24 protein-coding genes are annotated in these 24,773 nt (G+C 72.7%); 12 read left to right on the top strand and 12 right to left on the bottom strand.

All coding sequences use genetic code 11. The annotated features are described in order from the left end of the window. Positions 1 to 52: 52 nt before the first annotated feature. Entirely contained in the window at positions 53 to 835 is a 783-nt protein-coding gene (locus FKD65_RS32430) for a 1-acyl-sn-glycerol-3-phosphate acyltransferase (RefSeq protein ID WP_141581998.1), read from the bottom strand. A 133-nt stretch (positions 836 to 968) separates the two neighbouring features. On the opposite strand from FKD65_RS32430, the gene FKD65_RS32435 reads away from it, so the two are divergent. Then, a complete protein-coding gene (locus FKD65_RS32435; RefSeq protein ID WP_141582000.1) occupies positions 969 to 1,826 on the top strand; it encodes a hypothetical protein in 858 nt (285 codons plus the stop codon). Between the two features lies 1 nt (position 1,827). Here the strand turns inward: FKD65_RS32435 and FKD65_RS32440 are convergent, their stop codons facing one another. Then, on the bottom strand, positions 1,828 to 2,505 hold the full coding sequence (locus tag FKD65_RS32440; protein WP_141582002.1) for a uracil-DNA glycosylase: 678 nt from the start codon (positions 2,503 to 2,505) through the stop codon (positions 1,828 to 1,830). Positions 2,506 to 2,762: 257 nt separating this feature from the next. On the opposite strand from FKD65_RS32440, the gene FKD65_RS32445 reads away from it, so the two are divergent. Beyond that, complete coding sequence (locus tag FKD65_RS32445; RefSeq protein ID WP_141582004.1) at positions 2,763 to 4,211, top strand: wax ester/triacylglycerol synthase family O-acyltransferase; 1,449 nt, start codon at positions 2,763 to 2,765, stop codon at positions 4,209 to 4,211. A 13-nt stretch (positions 4,212 to 4,224) separates the two neighbouring features. Here FKD65_RS32445 and FKD65_RS32450 read toward each other — a convergent pair whose 3' ends face one another. Both FKD65_RS32450 and FKD65_RS32455 read right to left on the bottom strand, forming a co-directional pair. Then, a complete protein-coding gene (locus FKD65_RS32450; protein WP_141582007.1) occupies positions 4,225 to 5,220 on the bottom strand; it encodes a transcriptional regulator in 996 nt (331 codons plus the stop codon). Between the two features lie 90 nt (positions 5,221 to 5,310). Then, positions 5,311 to 6,225: an NAD(P)/FAD-dependent oxidoreductase gene (locus FKD65_RS32455; RefSeq protein ID WP_141582009.1), complete on the bottom strand. Its 915-nt coding sequence runs from the start codon at positions 6,223 to 6,225 to the stop codon at positions 5,311 to 5,313. A 64-nt stretch (positions 6,226 to 6,289) separates the two neighbouring features. On the opposite strand from FKD65_RS32455, the gene FKD65_RS32460 reads away from it, so the two are divergent. Beyond that, positions 6,290 to 6,862 (top strand): helix-turn-helix domain-containing protein, encoded by a 573-nt coding sequence (locus FKD65_RS32460; protein WP_141582011.1) that lies wholly within the window; start codon positions 6,290 to 6,292, stop codon positions 6,860 to 6,862. 31 nt (positions 6,863 to 6,893) lie between these two features. Then, the gene (locus FKD65_RS32465) at positions 6,894 to 8,177 is read left to right on the top strand and encodes a nitrate/nitrite transporter (protein ID WP_240809704.1); all 1,284 of its coding nucleotides are present in this window, start codon (positions 6,894 to 6,896) and stop codon (positions 8,175 to 8,177) included. Positions 8,178 to 8,212: 35 nt separating this feature from the next. On the opposite strand, the gene FKD65_RS32470 is transcribed toward FKD65_RS32465, so the two are convergent. After that, positions 8,213 to 8,968, bottom strand: coding sequence for a zinc-binding dehydrogenase (locus tag FKD65_RS32470; RefSeq protein ID WP_205718309.1), 756 nt, complete (start codon positions 8,966 to 8,968; stop codon positions 8,213 to 8,215). Between FKD65_RS32470 and FKD65_RS32475 the strand changes: the two genes are divergently transcribed. Beyond that, complete coding sequence (locus FKD65_RS32475) at positions 8,958 to 9,566, top strand: TetR/AcrR family transcriptional regulator (protein WP_141582015.1); 609 nt, start codon at positions 8,958 to 8,960, stop codon at positions 9,564 to 9,566. The two genes, FKD65_RS32470 and FKD65_RS32475, sit on opposite strands and share 11 nt — an antisense overlap. Before the next feature lie 54 nt (positions 9,567 to 9,620). On the opposite strand, the gene FKD65_RS32480 is transcribed toward FKD65_RS32475, so the two are convergent. Both FKD65_RS32480 and FKD65_RS32485 read right to left on the bottom strand, forming a co-directional pair. Then, positions 9,621 to 10,463: a PhzF family phenazine biosynthesis protein gene (locus tag FKD65_RS32480; RefSeq protein WP_141582017.1), complete on the bottom strand. Its 843-nt coding sequence runs from the start codon at positions 10,461 to 10,463 to the stop codon at positions 9,621 to 9,623. A 48-nt stretch (positions 10,464 to 10,511) separates the two neighbouring features. Next, entirely contained in the window at positions 10,512 to 11,204 is a 693-nt protein-coding gene (locus FKD65_RS32485; RefSeq protein WP_240809705.1) for an aspartate/glutamate racemase family protein, read from the bottom strand. Between the two features lie 78 nt (positions 11,205 to 11,282). Here FKD65_RS32485 and FKD65_RS32490 point away from each other — a divergent pair, with 78 nt between their 5' ends. Further along, a complete protein-coding gene (locus tag FKD65_RS32490; protein ID WP_141582019.1) occupies positions 11,283 to 12,191 on the top strand; it encodes a LysR family transcriptional regulator in 909 nt (302 codons plus the stop codon). Positions 12,192 to 12,209: 18 nt separating this feature from the next. On the opposite strand, the gene ddaH is transcribed toward FKD65_RS32490, so the two are convergent. Together ddaH and FKD65_RS32500 are read right to left on the bottom strand one after the other, a co-directional pair. Continuing rightward, a complete protein-coding gene (gene ddaH / locus FKD65_RS32495; protein WP_141582022.1) occupies positions 12,210 to 13,049 on the bottom strand; it encodes a dimethylargininase in 840 nt (279 codons plus the stop codon). Between the two features lie 261 nt (positions 13,050 to 13,310). Next, positions 13,311 to 14,834, bottom strand: a complete 1,524-nt coding sequence (locus FKD65_RS32500; RefSeq protein ID WP_141582024.1) for a CdaR family transcriptional regulator — start codon at positions 14,832 to 14,834, stop codon at positions 13,311 to 13,313. A 104-nt stretch (positions 14,835 to 14,938) separates the two neighbouring features. Between FKD65_RS32500 and FKD65_RS32505 the strand changes: the two genes are divergently transcribed. After that, entirely contained in the window at positions 14,939 to 16,222 is a 1,284-nt protein-coding gene (locus FKD65_RS32505) for an NAD(P)/FAD-dependent oxidoreductase (RefSeq protein WP_368367151.1), read from the top strand. A gap of 103 nt (positions 16,223 to 16,325) precedes the next feature. Then, complete coding sequence (locus FKD65_RS32510) at positions 16,326 to 16,934, top strand: hemerythrin domain-containing protein (protein WP_141582028.1); 609 nt, start codon at positions 16,326 to 16,328, stop codon at positions 16,932 to 16,934. 90 nt (positions 16,935 to 17,024) lie between these two features. Here the strand turns inward: FKD65_RS32510 and lpdA are convergent, their stop codons facing one another. Continuing rightward, positions 17,025 to 18,428: a dihydrolipoyl dehydrogenase gene (gene lpdA, locus FKD65_RS32515; protein ID WP_141582030.1), complete on the bottom strand. Its 1,404-nt coding sequence runs from the start codon at positions 18,426 to 18,428 to the stop codon at positions 17,025 to 17,027. A 369-nt stretch (positions 18,429 to 18,797) separates the two neighbouring features. Here lpdA and FKD65_RS32520 point away from each other — a divergent pair, with 369 nt between their 5' ends. After that, a complete protein-coding gene (locus FKD65_RS32520) occupies positions 18,798 to 19,538 on the top strand; it encodes a hypothetical protein (RefSeq protein WP_141582032.1) in 741 nt (246 codons plus the stop codon). Positions 19,539 to 19,615: 77 nt separating this feature from the next. Continuing rightward, entirely contained in the window at positions 19,616 to 21,025 is a 1,410-nt protein-coding gene (locus FKD65_RS32525) for an MFS transporter (RefSeq protein WP_240809706.1), read from the top strand. Positions 21,026 to 21,053: 28 nt separating this feature from the next. Here FKD65_RS32525 and FKD65_RS32530 read toward each other — a convergent pair whose 3' ends face one another. Beyond that, positions 21,054 to 21,443, bottom strand: coding sequence for a hypothetical protein (locus FKD65_RS32530; RefSeq protein ID WP_141582034.1), 390 nt, complete (start codon positions 21,441 to 21,443; stop codon positions 21,054 to 21,056). Between the two features lies 1 nt (position 21,444). Continuing rightward, positions 21,445 to 21,750, bottom strand: coding sequence for a helix-turn-helix transcriptional regulator (locus tag FKD65_RS32535; RefSeq protein WP_141582036.1), 306 nt, complete (start codon positions 21,748 to 21,750; stop codon positions 21,445 to 21,447). A 202-nt stretch (positions 21,751 to 21,952) separates the two neighbouring features. Here FKD65_RS32535 and FKD65_RS32540 point away from each other — a divergent pair, with 202 nt between their 5' ends. Beyond that, positions 21,953 to 23,386 (top strand): family 2B encapsulin nanocompartment shell protein, encoded by a 1,434-nt coding sequence (locus FKD65_RS32540; protein ID WP_240809707.1) that lies wholly within the window; start codon positions 21,953 to 21,955, stop codon positions 23,384 to 23,386. After that, complete coding sequence (locus FKD65_RS32545; protein WP_141582041.1) at positions 23,383 to 24,753, top strand: family 2B encapsulin nanocompartment shell protein; 1,371 nt, start codon at positions 23,383 to 23,385, stop codon at positions 24,751 to 24,753. The genes FKD65_RS32540 and FKD65_RS32545 overlap by 4 nt, the downstream gene beginning before the upstream one ends. Positions 24,754 to 24,773 lie beyond the last annotated feature (20 nt).

A 24,773-nucleotide genomic window follows, 5' to 3' on the forward strand; every position in this document is an offset into this window, starting at 1 on the left:
CGCGTCGGGTCTGGAGATCGGTCGGACACGGCGGTGGGCCGGACACGGCGGGTCAGGCGCCGCCCTCCCCTGCTTCGCGTTCGGCGCGGGCGGCCTTGCGCGCCTCGGCCTCCTCGAGGTCGAGCTTCTCGGCCTCCTCCGGCGTGGGGGCCGTGCCGCCGAGGTAGGCGGGCTGCCACCACGTCTCGTCCGAGCTCGGGACCTCGGGGTACTCGCGCTGAGCGCGCTCCAGCAGCTCCGCCATCCGGGCTTGCAGGTCCCGGGTGACCTGCTCGTAGTCGTCGCCGCGCTTGGGGTACATCGGCTCGCCGACGAGGATCGTCACCGGCACGTTGCGCTGGAGGAGCCGGCGCTTGCGGCCCTTCGTCCACATCCGCTGCGGACCCCAGAGCGCGACCGGGATGAGCGGCGTCTTGGACGCCACCGCCATGCGCACCGCGCCGCTCTTGATCTCCTTCACCGTGAAGGAGCGGCTGATCGTCGCCTCGGCGAAGACCCCGACGATCTCCCCGCTCCGCAGCGCCTTCAGCGCCGCCGCGTAGGAGGAGGCGCCCGCGTTGCGGTCCACCGGGATGTGGTGCATGCCCCGCATCAGCGGCCCGCCGACCCGGTTGTCGAAGATCTCCTTCTTCGCCATGAACCGCACCAGCCGGCCCGCGGGGTGGGCGGCGAGGCCGGCGAAGATGAAGTCGAGGTAGCTGACGTGGTTGCTGACGAGCACCGCCCCACCGGTGCTGGGGATCTGGTCGGTCCCCTCCAGACGGATTCTGATGTTCAGGGCCTTGAACACGCCGAGAGCCGTCTTGATCACCGGTGGGTAAACGAGTTCGCGCATGTAGGCACCGTACTTGAGCAACTCCTGATCAGCGAGTGCGAGGCGGGGATCGCGATGCATCGCACAACCGGGCCCAACTCTGAGAAGGTGGTGTACGACGTGATCCGCCGAAGGCTGAGGGAGGATGAGCCCCATGGAACCGTTGGACGCGGCGGCGGACGTGCACGCGCTCATCCGCGACGTGCTGCCCGCCCTGGCGCCCAGCGCCTGGTTCGATCCCGGCACCTCCGAAGTGGTGCTGCCCGTGGGCCGGTCGGAGGCGCGGGCCTCCAGCTGGACGGTGCTGGAGCGCTGCGCCCGCGAGCCGCGCTCGGCATGGCCGAAGGTCGTGGACGAGTGGGTCCGCGAGGTCGGCGACCGCGCGTTCCTCGCCGTCGGTGAGATGGAGCTGTTCGGCGACGTGCGCGAGCTGCTGCGCCTGCGCATCGTGCCGAAGCTCGACCCCCGCGACCGCGAGGGCCTCGTCGTCGTCCCCGCCGGCGACCACTTCGACGCCATGGTGATGATCGAGCACCCCCGCTACGGCGGCCCCCTCACCAAGGCCCGCGCGGGCCTGCTCGGCCTGCACAAGCTCGGCTACGTGATGACGAACACCCACGACCGCGAGCTGGCCGACGTCTCCGTGCACGACCAGCCGCTCCTGCCCGGCCGCAACGTCCGCGTCGTCTGCAAGCCCGGCAGCCGCTACGTGTCGGCGCTGCTGAGCGAGGTCCACCAGTTCCTGCCGTGGCCGAACGAGCACGGCGCCCTGGTCGGCGTCCCGTGCCACAGCACGCTGCTGCTCTACCCGATCACCTCCAGGGCCGTCCGCGAGGTGCTGCCCGTCTTCGCCGACGTGGTCCGGGAGATGCACGCCGCCGCCGACGACCCCTGCGCCCCCGGCGTCTACTGGAGCCACGGCGAGCGCCGCCTGACCCCCCTCTCCCCGGACGCGGCAGGCGAAGGCGCCGGCGAATTCGCCCTCTTCCTCCGCAAACTCCCCGAAGAATGAGTTAGGGCAACTTCCAGTCGACCGGAGTCGCGCCTTGCTGCTCCAGGAGCTGGTTGGCGCGGGAGAAGGGGCGGGAGCCGAAGAAGCCGCGGTCGGCCGACATGGGGCTCGGGTGCGGGGACTCGATGCAGGGGACGTTGCCGAGGAGCGGCTTGAGGTTGCGGGCGTCGCGGCCCCACAGGATGGCGACGAGGGGGCGGTTCCGGGCGGCGAGGGCGCGGATGGCCTGCTCGGTGACCTCCTCCCATCCCTTGTTGCGGTGCGAGCCGGGCTTGCCCGGCATGACGGTCAGCGACCTGTTGAGCAGGCAGACGCCCTGCTCCGTCCAGGGGGAGAGGTCACCGTTGGACGGCTCGGGGTGGCCGAGGTCGTCGCAGTACTCGCGGAAGATGTTGATCAGGCTGCCGGGCAGCGGCCGGACGTCCGGGGCCACCGAGAAGCTGAGACCCACCGGGTGGCCGGGCGTCGGGTAGGGGTCCTGGCCCATGATGAGGACGCGCACGTCGTCGAACGGCTGGGTGAAGGCGCGCAGGATGTGGCTCCCCGCGGGCAGGTAGCGCCGCCCGGCGGCGACCTCGGCGCGCAGCCAGTCGCCGGCGGCGGCGATCGTCCCGGCGACGGGGGCCAGCGCGCTCGCCCATCCCGCTTCGACGATCTCCGAGAGTGGTCGTGCCGTCATGGCCCACCACCCTAGTGCGATGATCTTGGGTCCGTCGGAAGATTGCCTGCTTGATCGGCATCGTGAAGTTTTCTGACCGCATCAGGTCGCGTCCCGGGCAAATGTTTTCCAGTGCATCCAAAAGTGGCCGATGAACTGGGTGAAACGCCCCGTTAAGTCACTGTTACTTCCTGACGGCTCTCATTGACCTACGGACTTCGAGCGCATAACTCCTAGAGAGGTAAGGACGGGCGCAGGACGAGCGGACGGACGAGAGCATGACCCAGCTGACCACCGTGGACGCCACCTTCCTCCATGCCGAGAACGCCACCACGCACGCCCACATCGCGGGGCTCGGCATCGTCGACCCCGGGACGTGCCCCGGCGGCCGCCTCACCGTCCCGCTCGTCGCCGAGATGGTCCGCAGCCGCGCGCACCTCGCGGCCCGGCCGCTGCGGCAGCGGCTCGTCCAGGTGCCGTTCGGCCTGGACCACCCGTACTGGGAGGACGATCCCGACTTCGAGCCCGAGCGGCACATCTCCGAGTTCGGACTGCCGGAGCCCGGCTCCGAGCGGCAGCTCGCCAACCTGGTCGCGATGCTGCACGAGCAGCCGCTCGACCGGTCCCGCCCGCTCTGGGAGATGGTCCTCATCCAGGGTCTCGCGGGCGGCCGGACGGCCGTCTACGTGAAGGTGCACCACGCGGCCATCGACGGCGTGATGGCCGCCGAGACGCTCGCCGCGCTGCTCGACCTGACGCCCGAGCCGCGCGACCTGCCCGCCGACGACGCCGCGCCGACCCGCGCGCCCGGGATGGCGAGCATGCTCGGCACCGGGCTGCTGAGGACCGCGCTGCACCCGGTGCGCTCGGCGATGTCGGCGGCGCGGACCGTCCCCCACCTGGACGACGTCCCGGGCCTGTCCTCCATCCCTGGTGTCGGGCTCATGGCGTCGGCGGTACAGGGCGCGCTGCGCCGTCCGGAGCGGCCGAAGGCGCCGCGGGTGAGCGCGCCGCCGACGCCGTTCAACCACCCGATCGGGCGGCGCCGCGCCGTCGCCTGCGGGGAGCTGCCGCTCGCCGACATCAAGGAGATCCGGCGCGCCCTCGGCGGCAGCGTCAACGACGTGGTCATGGCGCTGTGCGCGACGGCGCTGCGGCAGTGGCTCGACAAGCGCGGCGAGCTGCCCGAGCGCCCGCTGGTCGCGGCGGTCCCGGTGTCGCTGCGGCGCGGCGCGGTCGCGGCCGCGCAGCCCGGCAACCAGGTCTCGATCATGACGGCGCCGCTCGCCACGCACGTCCCCGACCCCGCCGACCGCTACACCTCCGTCCGGCGCGACATGGACGTCGCGAAGCGGCGGTTCACCGGGACGACGAGCAACTGGGTGCAGGAGATGAGCGGGCTGCTCCCGGCGCCCTTCGCCGCGGCGGTCACGCGGCTGGCGATGCAGGCCGCGCCGGCGGTGTCGCTGCGCCCCGTCAACCTGGTCATCTCGAACGTCCCCGGCCCGCAGTTCCCGCTGTACCTGTGCGGGGCGAAGGTCCTCGGCTACTACCCGATCTCGGTCATCACCGACGTCAGCGGCGGCCTGAACATCACGGTGTTCTCCTACGACGGGAAGGTGGACGTCGGCATCGTCGCCTGCCGCGACCTCATCCCCGACCCGTCGGAGATCATCGACCACCTCGTGGACGCGCTGGACGAGCTGCGCTCGCTCAGCCGCGAGTGAACCCGAGCGCCGGTCACAGGCCGAGCGCCGTGCGGTGCCGCCGCGCCAGGCCCAGCGCGGCGGCACCGGCCGGCTGCATCGGCCGCGGGACCGCCCCGTCGAACGGCGCCATCGACACCTCGCCCTCGTCGTTGACCGCGACGAGGCCGCCGAACAGCTCGCCGAACAGCCCGTCGTCGATGACGACGACGGTCAGCAGGTCGAGCGCGAGCGTCAGGGGGTCGACGCCGAGCCCCAGGAAGTGCGCCCGGATGCGCCCCTCCTTCCGTGCGCCGGTCATCGCCTGGTGGAAGGGCCACTCATCTTGGACGAAGTCCTCGCCGTAGTCCTCGTCCGCTCCGAGGAACTCCTCGGCGTACTCGCGGACCATGCACTTCCAGAGGTCGGGGGGCTCGTCGCCGAGCGGCTGGAACACCCCGACCGGCATCACCTGGTGGAGCCCGCCGGCGTGCGCGACCTTCGCGGGGTCGCGCCGATGCAGGACGTACCGCCCGGACGTCGTCACGGTGACCGTGGTGACGGCGGGCAGCGCGGGCCGGCGCGCCAAGTCGCACGGGTCGCCGATCCGGTCGCGCAGCGGCGACCCGGTTTCCCCCGGCTCCCGGGCCGCCAGCTCGTGCGCCACGGACTCGCCCACGTCGACGCCGTCGAAGTAGCGGGCGGGGCCGAGCCGCAGCACCGGTGGATCGGCCGCGATCAGGCGGTAGCTCGGGCGATCCTCGAAGACGTTCGGCGGGGCGAGGGCGGCGACGGCCTCGGCGTACGTCCGGTACCCGTCCGGCAGCCCGTGGGCCGGGGCCTGGATCGCGGGCGTCGCGGGACGGGGCTCCCACTCCAACCGGATCTCCTCCAGCGGGATCGGGGCGCCGGGGATCCAGGTGTCCCGGCAGAGCAGCGGCGTCCCCGCGACGCGCGGTAGGTCCGGATACAGTCCGTCCGCGATCTCGCCGAGCCGTCCGCGCGCGGAGTTCAGTGCCGCCCGCTCCCGCCGCCACCTCTCCTCGTCCACCACACGCCGAGCTTAGGCGCGTTCAGCTGCGGCGCGTTGCCCTCATCAGTGCCGCCAGGGCAACGCGCCGCGGGTCGACGGGACGTCGTACTAGGCGGCGAGGCCGCGGGCGACCTCCTCCTCGACCAGGTCGGCGTTGATCATCGCGGCCGCCATCGCCCCGGCCGCCGCCGCCATGACGACCTGGCCGAACGGCACGACGACGTTGCCCGCCGCCCACACGCCGGGCACGCTGGTCCGCCCGGTCGGGTCGACCTTGACGAGGCCGTCGTCGCCGGTCTCGCAGCCGAGGTCGGTCAGGGGGCCGGCCTTGGGCACCCAGGTCGGCGCGAGGAACACGGCGTCGCAGCCGAGCACCGAGCCGTCCGCCAGCTCCAGGCCGGTCAGCCGGTCGTCCTCGGCGACGACGCGCCGCACCCCGCTCGGCGCGACGGAGACGCCTCGCGCGGCCAGGCGCGCCGCGTCCTCGCCGGCCGGGGGAGCGTCCGCGACGAACGTCACGTCCGGCGACCACTGGCGCAGCAGCAGCGCCTGGTGGACCGAGTTCGGGGACGTCCCCAGCACGGCGATCCTGCTGTCGCGGACCTCCCAGCCGTGGCAGTAGGGGCACATCTGCGCCTCGCGGCCCCACCTCTCCTGGAGGCCGGGCACGTCCGGCAGGACGTCGGTCACGCCCGTGGTGACGAGCAGGCGGCGTCCACGCAACCTGGTGCCGTCCGCGAGCGTGAGCACGAAGCCCTCCCCGGGACGGCCCGCCTCGGTGCGGGTGACCGTCCCCTCGACGATCTCGCCGCCGTAGCCGCGCACCTCCGTGCGGCCGGTCTCCCGCAGGCGCGCGGGCGGCATCCCGTCCCGGGTGAGGAAGCCGTGCATGTGGTCGACCCCGGCGTTGCGCGGCTCGCCCGCGTCGACGACGGTGACGGAGCGGCGGGCGCGGGCGAGCACGAGGGCGCCGCTCAGCCCGGCCGGGCCGCCGCCGATGATCAGTACGTCTCGTTCGGTCATGGCACGAGCGTGCGCGGCGTCTTCCGGATTTGACAAACTTCTTTGCCGATCCTGCAATGAGGGCATGGAGACGACCGAGGAGGTCCTGGCCGGTGTCGGGCCGAGGCTCAGGAGGCTGCGGCAGGAGAGGAACATCACGCTGACCGCGCTCGCGGAGGCCACCGGCATCTCGGTGAGCACGCTGTCGCGGCTGGAGTCGGGCAAGCGGCGGCCGAGCCTGGAACTGCTGCTCCCGCTCGCCCAGGCCCACCAGGTCCCGCTGGACGAACTGGTCGACGCCCCGGCCGTGGGCGACCCGCGGATCAGACCGCGGCCGATCCGGACGCACGACATGACCGTCCTGCCGCTGACCAGGCGTCCCGGCGGTGTCCAGGCGTTCAAGATGTTCGTGCCCGAGCGGGTCCCGCTGCCCGAGCCGCGGACCCACGAGGGCTACGACTGGCTGTACGTGCTGAACGGACGCCTGCGCCTGCACCTCGCCGGCCGCGAGATGGTGCTGGAGCCGGGGGAGGCGGCCGAGTTCGACACCCGGCTGCCGCACTCGTTCGGCGGCGAGGGCGGCCCGGTCGAGTTGCTCAGCCTGTTCGGCCCCCAGGGTGAACGCATGCACCTGCGTGCGAGACCCCGCAAGTCATGACCCCACAAGTCGTGACATAAATTTGTTATCCGTGCAGACCGCCCAAACCCCCCAGAAAGCCCCTGCCCGCCAGAAGCCCGCCCCCGTCGCGTGGGTCCTGTGGAGCGTCGGCGTCCTCGCCTACGCCGTGGCGGTCCTGCACCGCACATCGTTCGGCGTCGCCGGGCTGGACGCCGTGCACCGGTTCGACGCGTCCGCCGGGATCCTCGCGTCCTTCGCCGTCCTGCAACTGCTCGTCTACGCGGGGCTGCAGATCCCCGTCGGGCTGCTGCTCGACCGCGTCGGCCCGCGCTGGATGGTCGCGGGCGGCGCGCTGCTCATGGCCGGCGGCCAGGGGCTCATGGCGGTCTCCACCGGCGTCGGGACGGCCGTCGCCGCCCGCGTGATGGTCGGCGCGGGCGACGCCATGACGTTCATCAGCGTCCTCGGCATCGTCGCCGCCTGGTTCCCCGGACGCTACGTCCCGGTCGTGACGCAGCTCACCGGCCAGCTCGGACAGCTCGGCCAGGTGCTCAGCGCGATCCCCCTGGTCGCCCTGCTGCACGGTCCCGGCTGGGGCACCGCGTTCGGGTCCGCCGCCGCGCTCGGCGTCCTCATGGCGGTGCTCGCCGTCGCCGTGCTGCGGGACGGACCGGGCCGCGCGAACGTCCCGTCCCTGCGCGAGACGGGCACCAACCTGGCCGAGGCGTTCCGGCACCCCGGCACGCGCCTCGGGCTCTGGTCGCACTTCGTCACGCAGTTCTCGTCCAACACCTTCGCGCTGATGTGGGGCTACCCGTACCTGGTGTCCGGGCAGGGCGTGCGGCCCGCGACCGCCTCGACGCTGCTGACGCTGTTCGTGCTGGTCAACGTCGTGTCCGGGCCGTTCATCGGACGGCTCGTCGCGCGCTACCCGCTGCGCCGCTCGTGGCTCGTCCTCGGCATCGTGGCGCTCAACGCGTCGGCGTGGGCGGCCGTGCTCGCCGTGCCGCCGCCCGCCCCGTCCTGGCTGCTGGTCGTCCTCGTGCTGTGCGTCGCGCCCGGCGGTCCCGGCTCGATGATCGGCTTCGACTACGCCCGGACGTTCAACCCGCCCGGACGGCAGGGCACCGCGACCGGCATCGTCAACGTCGGCGGCTTCGTCGCCTCGCTCGTCACGATCCTGCTGATCGGCCTCGTCCTGGACGCCCTGTCGCCCGGGGGCGAGTTCACGCCTGGAGCGTTCCGGGCGGCCTGGACCGTCCAGATCGGCATCTGGGCGATCGGTGTGGCGGGCGTCCTGCGCACCCGCGCCCTGGCCCGCCGCCACCTCGCCCTCGCTCCGCCCGCCGGCTGAGCAAGGGCGGGGCGCCCCCGGCGAGCAGCGGCTGGTCAGGCAGTGAGGTCGAGTACGGCCTTGCCTGGAACGCGACGTCCCAGAAGAGCATCGACCGCCTCGCCCACGCGCTCCCAGGGGCCGCGCCAGCCGATCTGCGGGTCGAGTCCGCCCCGGTCGAGGAGTTGGAGCAGGTAGCCGATACCGGGACCGAAGGGGGCGGCCACGGCGAAGGGCTCAAGGCTTCTGACGCCGCCCTTCATGCGCATCTCCTCGAAGTCGATGACGGTCGGTTCGCGGGACGCCCATCCGATCGACAGGACGAGACCGCCGTCCTCCAGCCGCTCGAAGCATTCGGCGAGCAGCGCCCCGCCGACGTTGTCGAGCACACCGAACACGGGGGCGCCCGGCCTCTGCGACCCGACCAGGATCTCGGCGGCTCCGAGCGCGCTCAGCCCCTCGGCCCGCTCGGGGCGCCCGACCGCGGCGACCACATGCGCGCCGGCCCGTGCCAGCAGTTGCACGGCGAAGCGCCCCACCCCTCCCGACGCGCCGGTCACCAGCACCCTGCGGCCGAGTACCGGCCCCAGCCGGCGCACGGCCTGCAGGGCGGTGACTCCCGCCGCGGGCAGGGCACTGGCCGCGCCGAGGTCGACGCCGTCCGGGACGACCGCCAGGTCGGTGGTGTCGACGGCGCGCAGGGCGGCCCATCCTCCCGTCCCGGCGCAGGAGGTGACGCGCGTCCCCGCAGGCGGTCCCGAGCCGTCGGCCGCGGCCTGCACCACGACCCCCGCGGCGTCCTTGCCGAACACGGCGCCCGGACGCAGCTGCCGCGCGGCGAAGGCGATCTCGCCGAAGTTCAGGGCGGCCGCCTCCGCACGCGAGTTGTTCTACGCCGAGGGCCACAGCGTCTCGATCGACGCCGTCACCGAACGCGCCGGCGTCGCCAAGCCGACCGTGTACGCGCACTTCAGGTCCAAGGACGACCTCGTCGACGCCGTGCTGGTCGCGGCGTGCGACGAGTGGTTCGCGGAGCTGGAGACCGAACTCGACTTGCGCGCCGGCGACCCGCTGTCCCGGCTGCTGGCACCGTTCGACCTGCTGACGGCGGGCCTGCCCGACCCGGCCTACCACGGCTGCATCCTGGTGAACAGCGCAGCTGCGTTCCTCTCCGCCGGGCACCCCTCCCACCGTGCACTGGCCACGCACGACGAGCGCATGCTCACGCTGTTCGAGCGCTTGGCCGCCGAGGCGGGCGCGCGGCACCCGGACGCTCTGGCCCGGCAGCTCCTCGTGCTGTACGACGGCGTCAAGGCCCGCGGCCTGGTCGACGACTCCGGTGCCGCGGGGCAGGACGCGCGCACGGCGGCGACCGCCCTCCTGGAATCCGCGACCGGCCACGGGCGGTGAGCCGGGTCGCCTACCAGGGCGGGCTCCGGGGCCCGTTCAGCTTGTTGCGGGCCGTCAGAGAGTTATGGTGCCGCGGATGTGGCTGGTGGCGGCGCCGCCCACCCACACAGTGCCGTTCGCATCGGCGGTGATGTGGAGGGTTCCGTCCCGGTCCAGGCGCGTGCCCTGGTGGACCCGGTAGGCGGAGGGCGCGATGCCGGTGGCGATGAGCCACTGCCCGACCGAGGCGTTCATGCTCCCGCACACGGGGTCCTCGGCGACACCGGCTCCGGGGGCGAAGGTGCGCATCTCGAAGGCGTGCTCGGATCCTTCGGGGCACGCCCCGATCGCGCCGACCATCGCGTCCGGGATGAGAGACAGCTCGGGGTCGAGGGCGAGGACCTCCTCCGCCGTGGGCAGTTGGACCACGGCCCACCCGGGGCCGTTGTCCACCCACTGGTGCGCGAGGACTCGGTCGCGCCCGATGCCGAACGCGGCGATGATCCGGTCGAGGTACTCGTCGTCGAGCGCGCCGCCGCGGACGACCGGCGGGGCGGCGAAGGACAGGACGCCGTCGCCGATGCGTACGGTGACCAGGCCGGCGGCGCATTCCTGCACGAGGTGGTCGGCGTGCCGCGGCCTGCCGCCGGTGTCCAGCCACGCGCGGGCGGAGCCGAGGGTGGGGTGGCCGGCGAACGGGAGTTCGCCTCCAGGGGTGAAGATCCGCAGCCGGTAGTCCGCCTCCGGGTCGGCGGGCGGCAGGACGAACGTGGTCTCGGACAGGTTCGTCCAGCGCGCCAGGCGCCGCATCTCCTCGTCGGTCAGATCCGTGCCGTCGAGGACGACGGCGACCGGGTTGCCGAGGTAGGGGCTTGCGGAGAACACGTCGGCCTGGATGAACGAGCGTGCGCGCGACATGGTGGTGTCAGGGCCCTTCGTCGTGGTGGACTGGATTCTCCGGTGCCCTCAGCCCAAGGCCAGATCCACGGCGTGCTCGACATGGATCCTGGTGGAGTCGAAGACCGGAATGGGGCTGTCATCGGCGCCGATCAGCAGGGTGATCTCGGTGCAGCCGAGGATGACGGCCTCGGCGCCCCGCTCGGCGAGGTCGGCGATGATCCTCTGGTACTGCCTGCGCGAAGAGTCCTCGATACGACTCTGGGTCAGTTCCTGATAGATGACGTCGTGCACCAGCGCGCGATCGGGTTCCTCCGGGACGACGAGCCGAACGCCGTGCTGCCGCATCCGGGAGCGGTAGAAGTCCATCTCCATGGTGAAGCGCGTGGCGAGCAGTCCCACGGTCCTGTGGCCGGCCTCGACGATCCGCGCCGCGGTCGCGTCGACGATATGGACGAACGGGACGCCGATATCGGCTTCGATGACATCCGCGACCTTGTGCATGGTGTTGGTGCAGAGCAGCACCATCTGCGCGCCCCCGGTCTCGAGGGTCCTGGCCGCCCGGGCCAGCCGCCGTCCGGCGCCCGCCCAGTCACCGGCACGCTGCATGGCCTCGATCTCGGCGAAATCCACGGTCAGCAGCAGGCTCGGCGCGCAGTGGTGGCCGCCGAGGCGCCGGCGGACCTCCTCGTTGAGGAGCCGGTAGTACTCGGCGGAGGACTCCCAGCTCATGCCGCCGATCAGCCCGATGGTTCGTGTCACCCGGCCATCGTGGCGCGGCGCGACCGGTCATAGGTAGACCTGGCTTACTTGGAGAACCCCCAAGCAGTACTTTGAGGTGTGGACGTCCAGCGCCTCCTCATCCTGCGTCAGATCGCGCGTGCGGGGTCGATCGCGGGTGCCGCCCGGGAGCTCGGGTGGACCCAGCCGGCGGTCAGCCAGCACCTACGCCGGCTGGAGCGTCAGGCCGGCATGGCGCTCGTCGTCCGCCGCCCGCGCGGGATCCAGCTGACCGAGGCGGGTGAGGTGCTGCTGCGCCATGCCGACGCCATCGCCGCGCGGCTCCAGGCCGCCACCGAGGACCTCCATGCCCTTTCGCACCTGCACCAGGGGTCGGTCCGGCTGGCCGCCTTCCCCTCCGCCAGCGCCACCCTCGTCCCGGCCGCGATGAGCCTGCTGAGCCGGCGGCACCCGGGCATCGACATACGGCTTCGCGGGGCCGAGCCCCCCGAGGCCATCGACCTGATCGGTGCCGGCGAGATCGATCTGGCCGTGACGTTCACCCACGGCGGGGAGCCGCCGTCCGACCACCCTGGGCTCGTCCACGTGCCGGTCGGTGAGGACGCGGTCCATCTGGTCCTGCCGCGCGGCCATCCGCTCGCCCTTTCGCCGGACGAGCCCGTGGACCTGCGCCTGCTCGCCGACGACCGGTGGATCGCGGGCTGTGCGCGCTGCACCGCGAACCTGCGGCGGACATGCCAGGACGCCGGTTTCGTTCCAGGGATATGGCACGGGACCGACGACTACGTGGTCACCCAGGCTTTGATCGCGCGCGGCCTGGGCATCGGCCTGCTGCCGCGGCTCGCGCTCGACGCCTACCAGGACTCCGGTGTCGCCGTCTGCACGGCGACACGGCTGCGACCCCGCACCCTGTATCTCGTCCACCACCGCGAAGCCGAGCAGATCCCCGCGATACGCAGCGCCATCGGCGCCATCCAGGACAGCTGGGCTTCCGCTGAAGCGCGGTGACCGGCCCCGTACCAGGGCTCAGGAGCGGAGCTCCAGCGTGCAGCACTTCGGTCCGCCGCCCGCCTTGCGCAGCTCGGACAGGTCGACCGGGAGCGGCTCGTACCCGTGGCCCCGCAGCGTGCCGATCAGCTCGACCGCCTCGGCGTTGATGACGACGTTGTGCCCGTCGCACACGGCGTTGAGCCCGAGCACCGCCGCGTCCGCCTCGCTCGCGAGGACGGCGTCCGGGAACAGCCGCTCCAGGACGGCCCGGCTGCCGGGGGAGAACGCGCCGGGGTAGTAGGCCACGTTGTCGCCGCCGAGGGGGAACAGCGCGGTGTCCAGGTGGTAGAAGCGCGGGTCGACGAGGCGGAGCGTCACCACCGGGCGGCCGAGGAACTCCTGCGCCTCCTGGTGCGCGGCGATGTCCGTCCGGAACCCCGTCCCGGCCAGGATGACGTGGTCCAGCGTGAGGAAGTCGCCCTCGCCCTCGTTGGTGTGCTCCGGCTCGAGCAGGTCGGAGAAGCCGTTCTCCAGCATCCACTTCGCGTACGCGGGCCCCTCGGCGTACCGCTCCGGGTGCGTGAACTTCGCCCCGTAGACCCGTCCGCCGACCACCAGCGCGCCGTTGGCCGCGAACACCATGTCGGGCAGCCCCTCGATGGGGTCGATGAGGCTCACCTCGTGCCCGAGCGCGAGGTACGCCGCCCGCAGCTCCTCCCACTGCGCCACGGCCTTCGCCGCCTCGGCGCCGGCCGCCGGGTCCATCCACGGGTTGATCGCGTACGTGACGGCGAAGTGCTCCGGACGGCACATCAGGTAGTGCCGCCGCAGCGCGGTGCGGACGGCGGTCGGCTCCATCGCCGGCATCACGGTCATGGGTGTTCTCCAGGGACATCCGAAGGGATCGACTAGCGAAAGCCTAAGAACGAAACGCGCGCAATCCAATGCGCGAGCCTTGCTCCGACCTGGCGTTTCGTTGCGTCTTGAGCCCTCGAACACGCGATTCGTTGCGCGTTGGCGACCGGTGCCGGGCGTTCACGCCGGGGTGGTGAGCGCGGGGTCGTCGGTGCGCGGGGCGGTGCGGGCACGGGGCAGGGCCAGACAGGTCCTGTGCCACGGCTCCCGCTGACCCACGGGTTATTCGAGGGTGGTCAGTTGGAGGCGGAGGGCTAGGCGCCTCTGGGGGGTTGAGAGGTCTACGGGGGTTGTCTCCGCCATGCGGCGTAGGCGGTGGCGGAGGGTGTTGGGGTGGACGTCCAGGGACTGGGCCGTTCCCTTGGGGTCGCCGTAGTGGTCCAGCCAGGCGGCGAGGGTCTGGAGGTAGGAGGTCCCGTGCTTCTCGTCGTGGGCGCGGAGGGCCGGTAGGGGGCCGCCCAGGAGGTCGGCGCCCACGGCCTTTCTGGCTCGTTCGACCACTACGGCGTCCCAGACGTCCTCCAAGAGGGTCGTTCCAGGGGCGAGGTGGCCGGATGCGACCAGTGCGGCGAGTTCGGCGGCCTCGGAGCGGGAGCGGGGGAGGCCGGTGGGGGAGTCGGCTGGGCCGCCCGCCGCCGCGTAGAGGGTGCGGTCGTGTGCGCGGGCGCGGGTGAGGACGTCGCGCAGCCACGGCATCGTGCCGGATTCGGTGGTGTCGCGGCCCGGGTCCGTCACCACCGCGAAGACCGTGCCGGCCAGGTCGGTGAGCAGCGGGCGGTGCCAGCCGTAGCGGCGGGTCATGGCGTCCCAGAGGTCGAGGCGCTGGCGGACGTCCTCGGGTTCGGCCCGGTTTCCGAGGGCGACGACGCGCCAGGGCGGGGGCGCCGGGACGGGCTGGGAGCCGTCCTGGAGCGCGGCGCGCAGCTGGTCGGCCGAGACGCGGCGCGCGACTCCGGCCTCGGCCCGGAGGCGGAGCAGGTGCAGGGCCAGGACGGACGCCAGGTCGGCCAGGCGCAGGACGCGGTCCGGCGGGATCGGTGTGCGCGCCACCACCCAGATCGAGCCGAGCCATTCGCCGCCGGCGCGGACCGGGATGACGAGGCGGGGCAGCATGCCGTCCGGTCCCCCGGGGACGAGGACCGGGTCGCTCGACCTGGCCAGCTTGCGGAACACGCCGGAGGCCCGCAGGTGCGCGATGACCTGCGGCGGGACGCGCCGGCCGACGATCGTGGAGACGCGGGCCGGGTCGGTGCTGTCCTGGCGGCCCGAGTAGGCGAGGACGCGGGAGCGCGCGTCCTCCAGCGTCACCGGGGCGTCGGCGATCTCCGCCGCCGTGTCGGCCAGGGCGAACAGGTCGTCCCGCGGTCCGGACGGGCCGGGGAACGGCGCGGCCGCGCGGTCGATGGCGCCGCGCGCCAGCCAGACGACGTGCGTCCAGGACGCGTCCCGCTGGAGTTCGACGAGCGCCGGGGCCAGGCGGCGCGCGGCGGCGGTCACGGCGGCGGCCCCGCCGACAGGCGATTTCAGCACGACGCCGCTCGCCCCGGCCGCGTCGGCGCGTTCCAGGAGCGCGACGGCGCCGGCGGGATCGGTCACGCCCGCGCCGAGGACGATCTCGCCCGGCCGTCCGGCCGCCTCGCCCGGTTCGGCCAGGACGACGTCGTGCACCTGCGCGTCCCGGCCGGGCGCGACGACGCGCAGCAGACCCGGGCCCAGCGCGTCGACCAGGCCGGTCACGCTGATCATCCGCTCTCCTTCCCTTCCGTTCATTGTGCGCTTCGCATCACGGTGCTCGTTCGGATTGGCCGAATGCGACAGGGGTCTCGCCTCGCGGACGTATCACCATCGAAGTGACGTGTTTCACGAGGAGAGGAGAGGCCATGGCTCTCGACGCAGCGCCGCGCCGAGTCGCCGTCGTGGGCGCCGGCATGGTCGGGCTGTCCGCCGCATGGTTCCTGCAGGAGCGCGGTGCCGACGTCACCGTGTTCGACAAGCGGGACGTCGCGGCTGGGGCGTCCTGGGGCAATGCCGGGTGGCTGACCCCCGGCCTGGCGACGCCGCTCCCCGAACCGGCCGTCCTCTCCTACGGCGTCCGGGCGGTGCTCAGCCCGTCGTCGCCGGTCTACGTCCCGCCGAGCGCGAACCCGCGCCTGCTGCGGTTCCTCGCAGGGTTCGCCCGCAACAGCACGGCGGCCCGGTGGCGGCGCGCGATGGAGGCGCTGGTGCCGATCAACGGCAGGGCGCTGCCGAGCTTCGACGCCCTGCTGGACGGCGGCGTCCGCGCGCGGACGGACGAGGCCGGGTCCTTCCTCGCGGCCTACCGGACGGAGGGCGAGCGCCGCGTCCTGCTGGAGGAGATCGAGCACATCCGCGCGGCCGGGCAGGAGCTGGAGTACGAGGTCCTGACCGGCGACGAGGCGCGCCGGGTGGAGCCCGCGCTGTCCGGCGAGATCGGCGCCGCGATCCTGCTGCGCGGCCAGCGCTTCATCAACCCCGGCGTGTTCGTGCACGCCCTCGCCGACTCCGTCCGCGACCGCGGCGGCAAGATCCGCGCGGGTGCGGAGGTCACCGACATCCGCGACGAGCCGGGCGGCGTGGCCGTGCGGACGGGCGGCAGCGACTTCGAGGCGTTCGACGCGGTGGTCCTGGCGAGCGGCGTGTGGCTCGGCGACCTCGCGCGGCGGTTCGGCGTCGGCGCGCTCGTCCAGGCGGGCCGCGGCTACAGCTTCAGCGTGCCGGTGGAGCGCGTCCCGGACGGCCCGGTGTACTTCCCCGCGCAGCGGGTCGCCTGCACGCCGCTCGGCGACCGGCTCCGCGTCGCGGGGATGATGGAGTTCCGCCGTCCCGAGGCGCCGCTCGACCCGCGCCGGATCAGGGCGATCGTCGAGGCCGCCCGCCCGCTGCTGCACGGCGCCGATCTCGACGCCAGGCGGGACGAGTGGGTCGGGTCGCGCCCCTGCACCCGCGACGGCCTCCCGCTGATCGGCGCCACCCGCTCGCCGCGGGTCTTCGCCGCGGGCGGCCACGGCATGTGGGGCATCACGCTCGGCCCGGCGACCGGGAGCCTGCTCGCGGAGATGATCGCGACCGGCCGCCGTCCCGCCGAGCTGGACCCGTTCGACCCGCTCCGCTGACCCGCCCGCGGGCGACCTGCCCGCCCACACGTCCTGCCCACGCCCACGTCCTGGGCGGTCACCTTTCCTCCGGCCGCTCCGTCATCGCGGTGAAGGAGGAACGATGAGCGAACACGACTGGACCCTGATGTACGCCATGCACGACGCGCTGAGGAGGGAACTGGAGCACCTCGCCAAGGTCACCGCGCGCGAGGACGACGACCCCCGCCGGCTCCTGGCCGCGGCGGCGGGCTGGGATCTGTTCAAGACGTCCCTGCACGCCCACCACACCGCCGAGGACGAGGCACTCTGGCCCGTCGTCCGCGAGGCCCTCGCCGGCCGCGCCGACGACCTGGCCCTCCTGGACGCGATGGAGGCCGAGCACGCCGCGGTCGACCCCCTCATCGAGGCCATCGACACCGGCGCCGAACCCGTCGGCGAACTCGTCGACGCCCTCGCGACCGCCTTGAACGCGCATCTCGCGCACGAGGAGAAGGAGGCGCTGCCGCTGCTCGACGCCACCCTGACACTGGAGCAGTACCAGAACTTCGGTCAGGTCCACGGCCGCCAGGTGGGCCCCGACGGGCCGCGCGTCCTTCCCTGGCTCCTCGACGGAGCGGACGACGCGACCGTCGCGGCCACGCTGGCCGCCCTGCCCGAACCCGCGCGCGCCGCGTTCGAGACGCAGTGGCAGCCCGCCTACAGGGCTCTGACGCGCTGGCCGGTCGCCTGACCCCGGGAAAGCGGCGAGGCCGCCGCCACGGACGAACCGTGGCGGCGGCCTCGTGCCCACTCCCGCGCAGCGGCCGCCGCGCGGCGCGCGTCAGAGGTTGATCATGTGCCCGGCCAGGCCGTGCACGGCCTCCTTCATGGCCTCGCCCAGGGACGGGTGGGCGTGGACGTTGCGGGCGACCTCGTTGACGGTGAGGTCCCACTGCTGGGCCAGGGTCAGCTCCGGCAGCAGCTCGGTCACCTCGGGGCCGATCATGTGCGCGCCGAGGATCTCCCCGTACTTCGCGTCGCTGATCACCTTCACGAAGCCCTCGCCCTCGCCGAGGCCGAGCGCCTTGCCGTTGGCGCTGAACGGGAACTTCGCGGTCCTGACGTCGAAGCCCTGCTCCTTCGCCTGCGCCTCCGTCCAGCCGAACGAGGCGACCTGCGGCTGGCAGTAGGTGGCGCGCGGGATCATCACGTAGTCGAGCTCCATCGTCTCGGCGTCGGCGATGGTCTCCGCGGCGACGATGCCCATCGCCTCGGCCGCGTGCGCGAGCATCAGCTTCGCGGTGACGTCGCCGATGGCGTAGATGTGCGGGACGGACGTGCGGCAGCGGCCGTCCACGTCGATCGCGCCGCGCTCGGTCAGCGCGACGCCGGTCTTCTCCAGCCCGTAGCCCTCGACGTTCGGCTGGAACCCGATCGCCTGGAGCACCTTGTCGGCCTCCAGGACCTGCTGCGCGCCGTCCTTGCCGGTGACGGTGACCTTGACCTTCTCGCCCGAGTCGTCGATCGCGTCCACCCGGGTCGAGGTGAGGACGTCGACACCGAGCTTGCGGTACCGCTTCGCCAGCTCCTTCGACACCTCGGCGTCCTCGTTCGGGACCATCCGGTCGAGGAACTCGACGATCGTGACCTTCACCCCGTAGTTGTGCAGCACGTAGGCGAACTCCACGCCGATCGCGCCCGCGCCCGCGATGATGATGCTGCCGGGCAGCTCGGAGCTCAGGATCTGCTCCTCGTAGGTCACGACCCGCTCCGACAGCGACGTGCCGGGCAGCAGCTTGGTGTGCGCGCCGGCCGCGATGATGCAGCTGTCGAACGTCACCGTCTCGCTCGACCCGTCCTGCCGGGCCACCTGCAGGGTGTTCGGGTCGGTGAACGTGCCGCGCCCGTCATAGGACGTGATCTTGTTCTTCTTCATCAGGAACTGGACGCCCTTGACGAGCTTGTCCGACACCTGGCGGCTGCGCTGGTAGGCGACGCCGTAGTCGAAGGACACGCTCCCCTCGACGTTGATCCCGAACGTCTTGCGCTCCTGGGTGAAGATGTGCGCCAGCTCGGCATTGCGCAGCAGCGCCTTCGAGGGGATGCAGCCGACGTTGAGGCACACCCCGCCCCAGTACCTCTCCTCGATGATCGCCGTCTTCAGCCCGAGCTGTGCCGACCGGATCGCGGCGACATATCCACCCGGGCCCGCGCCCAGGACCACGACGTCAAAGTGTTCGCTCATATCAAAGGACGATATTCGCCGGGACCATGTGCTCGCATCCCGGCGGGCGCACCGGAGGCGGGGCGCCGCGCGGCGTGGTACGCCGTACCGTTCGCGCCGCGGCACGCGGGACCGGTCCACGGGCGACGCGCGGGGGCGGCGGGTCGGATGCGGCCGTCACATCCTGTTAGGGTTTCGGCAAGGTCTCCCTCCGGTCACGATCCGTGGGAGCCCGTCGATCGACAGGGCGGCGCGCAAAGGGCGCGAGCCCGGAGCCGTCCCGGCCGCGGAGCCCGGCGGCGTCCCCTGGAACGGCGGAGCCGCGGCGCTGGAACACCGCGCCCGGGCCCGGTCGTTGCCCCGTTCCTAGCCGAGTGGAGGAGAAGGCGAGTGAGGATCCCCAAGCGCGTCAACGCCGTCCTGGACTGGGTGGAGCAGCACCTGCTCGCGCTCGCGGTGGTCGTCGCGCTGGTCGTCGTCGCGCTGGTCGCCACGCTCGCGCCGCCGGCCGTCGGCCTGCCGGTCGCCGGGTTCGTCCTCGGCGCCGCCGCCGGCGGCCTGGTCGTGCACGTCCGGATGAGCCGCCGCCTCGCCCGCGCCCGCTCCGACAACGACAACCTGCTCCGCGAGAACGGCGCGCTGCGGCACCGCAACACCGTCCTCGCCAGCGGAGTGATCACGCGGGAGGCGCAGGAGACCCAGGCGTTCGTCGCCATCCCCGAGGACGACCTGATCGACGAGCCGGCCGACCCGCAGGTCACCGCCACCCTCGACGAACTGCTCGACGGCGACCCGCAGCGCACCGACGAGCTGCCGCCGGACGATCCGCAGCGCACCGTCGAGCCGCCCGCCAGCGGTGAGGCCTCCCGGCGGTCCGGCGACGCGCGGGACGGCGGCGCGCGGGACGGCGGCGCACGCGCCGGCGACGCGCGGGACGGTGCCCCGGGTACCGGCGATCCGCTGGGCGGCGATCCGCAGCGCACGACCGTCCTGCCCCCGGTGCCGGCCGACCTCCTCGGCGGCGCTGGAGACGGCGCCGGAGACGGCGCCGGGAACGGGACCGCCGAGGACGGCGACGGGGACGACGACGAGGACACCGCCCGCACCCCGCGCAAGTCGCGGAAGGCTTGACCAGGGCCTTCTGTCGCACCGTCAGCGGAGTCTCACTCCGGCGTTACTTCCGCTGATCTTCGGGCAGAAGGCCAGCCGTGGACGACTCGACTAACGCGCGGCAGGGAGCGGATCCGGGACGCGGAGGCGAGGGCAACGGCCCGCCGAAGGGCGCCGAGCCCGACGAGGGCACCGTCCGCAAGGCGGTGATCGCCTCGGCGATGGGCAACTGCATCGAGTGGTTCGACTTCGGTGTGTTCAGCGCCGGGGTGATGACCGCGATCATCGGCACGGTGTTCTTCCCCGAGGACGCGAGCGGCAGCGCCACGCTGCGCTCGTTCGCGCTCGTCGCGGCCGCGTTCCTCGCCCGCCCGTTCGGCGGCATGTTCTTCGGGCCCCTGGGCGACAGGCTCGGGCGCAAGCGGGTGCTGGCCGCCACCATCATCCTGATGTCGGGCTCGACGTTCGTGATCGGCGTCCTGCCCGGCTACTCCACGATCGGGGTCGCCGCGCCGCTGCTGCTGCTCGCGGTCCGGCTCGTCCAGGGCTTCTCGACGGGCGGCGAGTACGGCGGCGCCGCCACGATGATCGCCGAGTACGCGCCCACGCACCGGCGCGGGTTCTACGGCGCGTTCCTGGAGTTCGGCACCCTCGGCGGCTACATCCTCGGCGCCGGGCTCGTGCTGGGGATCGACCTCGCGCTCAGCGAGAGCGCGATGAACGGCTGGGGATGGCGCATCCCGTTCCTGATCGCGCTGCCGCTCGGCGCCGTCGGGCTCTACGTCCGGACGCGGATCGAGGACACCCCGGCCTTCCAGCACATGGAGGCCGAGGGCAAGAAGGCCCAGTCGCCGCTCAAGGAGACGGTGGAGCACCACTGGCCCGCCATCCTGAGGCTCATCGGGATCGTCGTCCTGCTGAACGTCGCCGTCTACACGCTGCTGACGTTCATGCCGTCCTACCTCGTCGACTTCCTGGACATGAACGACACCACGTCGCAGCTCACCACCATCGGCGTGGAGGCGGCGATGATGGCGGTGATCCTGCCGCTCGGCGCGCTGTCGGACCGGGTCGGCCGCAAGCCGCTGCTGATCGCCGCGGCGGTCGGCTTCCTCGTGCTCTCCTGGCCGGCGTTCGCGCTGATGCAGACGCACAACGCGGCCGGCGTCGTGGTCGGATACGCGGTCATCGGCGGGCTGCTGGTGCTGATGCTGGCGGTGATCGGCGCGACGTTCCCGGCGATGTTCCCGACCAAGGTGCGCTACGGGGCCTTCGCGATCGGCTACAACATCTCGACGTCGCTGTTCGGCGGGACGGCCGCCGTGCTCGTGGGCTCGCTGATCGACGCCACGGGCTCCAACTCCGTCCCGGCCTACTACCTGATGATCGTCGCGCTGGTCGCGCTGCTGCCGATCATCAGGATCCCGGAGACGGCCGGTGTGCCGATCGACCGGGCCGGAGAGGAGAACGCCCCGGAACCGGTGGGCGCCGGCGCGCGCGGGACCTGAGACCTCCGCAGAGGGGGAAAGCGCCTGCTCATCGCTCCGCGGGGCGCAGGCGCGCGTGCACCGCGTCCATGACGGTCCAGCCGTCGACCTCGACGCGGGACCCGAAGTCCTCGCCGCGCTCCAGCACCATGACGTCGATCAGGGCGCGGACGACCCGCGGCCGGTTGAGGTTGAGCGCGGACTCGTCCTCCGCGCGCCACACGCTTCCGGTGTGGGTGTAGGGGCCGCCGTCCAGGACGATCCGGCCGGGCCCTCCACGGAAGACGACGTGGATGCCGCCCGGTCGGCCCTCCTTGCGGAGAAGGACGACCTCGCGGCAACCGGAGAGGCCCTGCTCGTCCCTCTCATGGCGGTGCCCCACCGACCAGCGGTAGGTGTCGGCGCCCACCAAGAGCCTGCGGTAACGACGGCGTCCCATGTCACTCCGCCGCGTCGAGGTGCTCTTCGAGGGCGTCCAGGCGCGATGCCCAGGCGCGCCTGTAGGGGGCCAGCCATGCGTCCACCTCGGTGAGGGGTTCCAAGCGGACCTCGTAGACGCGGCGCTGCGCGTCCTGGCGCGCCTGGACGAGGCCCGCGTCCCGCAGTACGCGCAGGTGCTTGGACGTTCCCGGCTGCGTGAGCCCCAGTCGCTCGACGAGCTCGCCCACCGGGCGCGGACGTTCCAGAAGCAGATCCAGGATCTGGCGGCGGGCCGGCTCGGCGAGTACGGCGAACGCGGATGTCATCCCCACATCATAACCAGCTGCGCATATGCCTGAGAAAGCATATTACCGGGGAGGTTGCGCACGGGTGCGACTTGTGTGGCCTGAGAGCAAAACAGACGTGGAGTCAATGCCTCCTTGCAACCGTCTCATTACCGTCTGTAGCGTCACCGGTGGCCAAAGGCCGCCATCCCCGCAGACCCACGACGAATCGGTGGTGTGTGACGTGACGGAACAGCAGCTCCAGGAACAGCAGCAACAGGACGATCGGCTCAGTCTCGGCACCGAGGCCGCGCGGAACCTGGCGACCACGACCAAGTCCGTCCCGCAGATGCAGGGCATCACGTCGCGGTGGCTGCTGAAGCTGCTGCCCTGGGTGCAGGCCTCCGGCGGCACCTACCGCGTCAACCGGCGGCTCACCTACACCCTCGGCGACGGCCGGGTCACGTTCGTCACCACCGGCGCCGACATCCGCGTCATCCCGCGCGAGCTCGGCGAGCTGGCCCCGCTGCGCGGCTACGACGACGAGGTGACCCTGAACGCCGTCGCGGGGCGCTTCACCCAGCAGGAGTACGCGCCAGGGGACGTCGTCGTCGAGCAGGGGCGCCCCGTCGACCGCGTCGTCCTCGTCGCGCACGGCAAGCTCAGCAAGATCGGTGCCGGCGAGTACGGTGCCGACGCGGTCCTCGGGACGCTCGCCGACGGCGACTTCTTCGGCGAGCAGGCCCTCCTCGGGACACCGGCGGGCGAGGAGCCCCCCACCTGGGAGCACACGGTCAAGGCCGTCACCACCTGCACCGTCCTCAGCATGAGCCGGGCCGACTTCCAGGAGACGCTCGGCCAGTCCGCCTCCCTCCAGGCGCACCTGGACGAGTACCGGTCGAGCCCCCCGCGCGCCCACAACGCGCACGGCGAGGCGGAGATCGAGGTGGCGTCCGGGCACGACGGCGAGCCCGTCCTGCCCAGCACGTTCGTCGACTACGAGGCCGCGCCCCGCGAGTACGAGCTGAGCGTCGCGCAGACCGTGCTGCGCGTCCACACCCGCGTCGCCGACCTCTACAACCAGCCGATGGACCAGATCGAGCAGCAGCTCAGGCTGACCATCGAGGCGCTGCGCGAGCGGCAGGAGCAGGAGATCGTCAACAACCGCGACTTCGGGCTGCTGCACAACACCGACCTCTCGCAGCGCGTCCACACCCGTTCGGGCCCGCCCACCCCCGACGACATGGACGAGCTGCTCACCCTCGTCTGGAAGGACCCGGCGTTCTTCCTCGCCCACCCGAAGGCGATCGCCGCGTTCGGCCGCGAGTGCAGCGCCCGCGGCGTCTACCCCGACAGCGTCGACGTGGGCGGCCACAAGGTCCCGGGCTGGCGCGGCGTGCCCATCTTCCCCTGCAACAAGATCCCGATCAGCCGGACGCTGACCAGCTCGATCCTGCTGATGCGTACCGGCGAGGCGGCGCAGGGCGTCATCGGCCTGCACCAGGTCGGCCTGCCGGACGAGTACCAGCCGGGCCTGTCGGTCCGGTACATGGGCATCGACGACAAGGCGCTCCTCAACTACCTGGTCAGCGCGTACTACTCGGCGGCCGTCCTGGTGCCCGACGCGCTCGGCATGCTGGAGTCGGTCGAGATCGCGCACGGCGGTGCCGGCGCGTGACGCGGGAACGGCCGGCCCTGTCCACCGGGGCCGCACGCAACCTCGCCACGACCACCAAGTCCGTCCCGCAGACGCAGGGCACGACCCCGCGGTGGCTGCTGTCGCAGCTGCCGTGGGTGGAGGCCGCCGGCGGCGCCTACCGGGTGAACCGCCGGCTCACCTACCGGCTCGGCGACGGGCTCGTCACGTTCGTCAACGACGGCGCGGCGGTCCGCGTCGTCGCGCCCGAACTGGCCGAGCTGCCGCCGCTGCGCGGCCTGCCCGACCCCGCGGTCCTGGACGGTCTCGCCGCCCGGTTCGAGCAGCGCGAGTACCGGCCCGGCGAGGTGATCGCGGAGGCGGGCGGGCCCCTCGACGCGGTGCACCTCGTCGCGCACGGCAAGGTCGAGGAGAGCGCCCCCGGCGCCTACGACGCCGGCGGCCGCGTCGGCGTCCTCGCCGGCGGCCGGTTCTTCGGCGCCGACGCGCTGCTCGGCGAGCCGGGGGAGTGGGCGCACACGTTCCGCGCGCTCACCCCGGTGATCGTCCTGTCGCTGCCGCGCGCGGCGGTCGCCGAGCTGACCGGCCGGTCCGCGCCGCTGCGCGCGCACCTGGAGGAGTACCGGGCCGCGCCCGTCCCGCCGCAGACCAGGCACGGCGAGGCGGCGATCGAGGTGGCGTCCGGGCACGACGGCGAGCCCGTCCTGCCCGGCACGTTCGTCGACTACGAGGCCGCGCCCCGCGAGTACGAGCTGGCCGTCACCCAGACGGTCCTGCGCGTGCACTCCCGGGTCGCCGACCTCTACAGCGAGCCGATGGACCAGGTCGACCAGCAGCTCAGGCTGACCATCGAGGAGATCAGGGAGCGCCAGGAGCACGAACTGATCAACAACCCCGACTTCGGCCTGCTGCACAACGCCGACCTGCGCCAGCGCATCCAGACCCTCGGCGGCCCCCCGACCCCCGCCGACATGGACGAGCTGCTCGCGCGGCGCCGCAAGACCCGGTTCTTCCTCGCCCATCCGAAGACGATCGCCGCGATCGGCCGGGAGTGCACCCGCAGGGGCGTGTACCCCGCGCCGGCCGAGGTGGAGGGACGCCGCGTGCACGCCTGGCGCGGCGTCCCGATCCTCCCGTCCGACAAGATCCCCATCTCCCCGACCGGGACCAGTTCGATCCTCGCGCTGCGCACCGGCGAGGACGACGAGGGCGTCATCGGCCTGCGACGCACCGGGCTGGAGGGCGAGGTCCGGCCGGGCCTCACGGTCCGGTTCACCGGCGTCGACGACAGGGCGCTGCTGACCTACCTGGTCAGCGCCTACCACTCGGCCGCCGTGCTGGTCCCCGACGCCCTCGGCGTCCTGGAGAACGTCGAGATCGCCCGCTGAGGAGAGAGGGGACACCGACC

The sequence above is a fragment of the Actinomadura sp. WMMA1423 genome, assembly GCF_006547145.1.
In the GTDB taxonomy this organism is placed as follows: domain Bacteria; phylum Actinomycetota; class Actinomycetes; order Streptosporangiales; family Streptosporangiaceae; genus Spirillospora.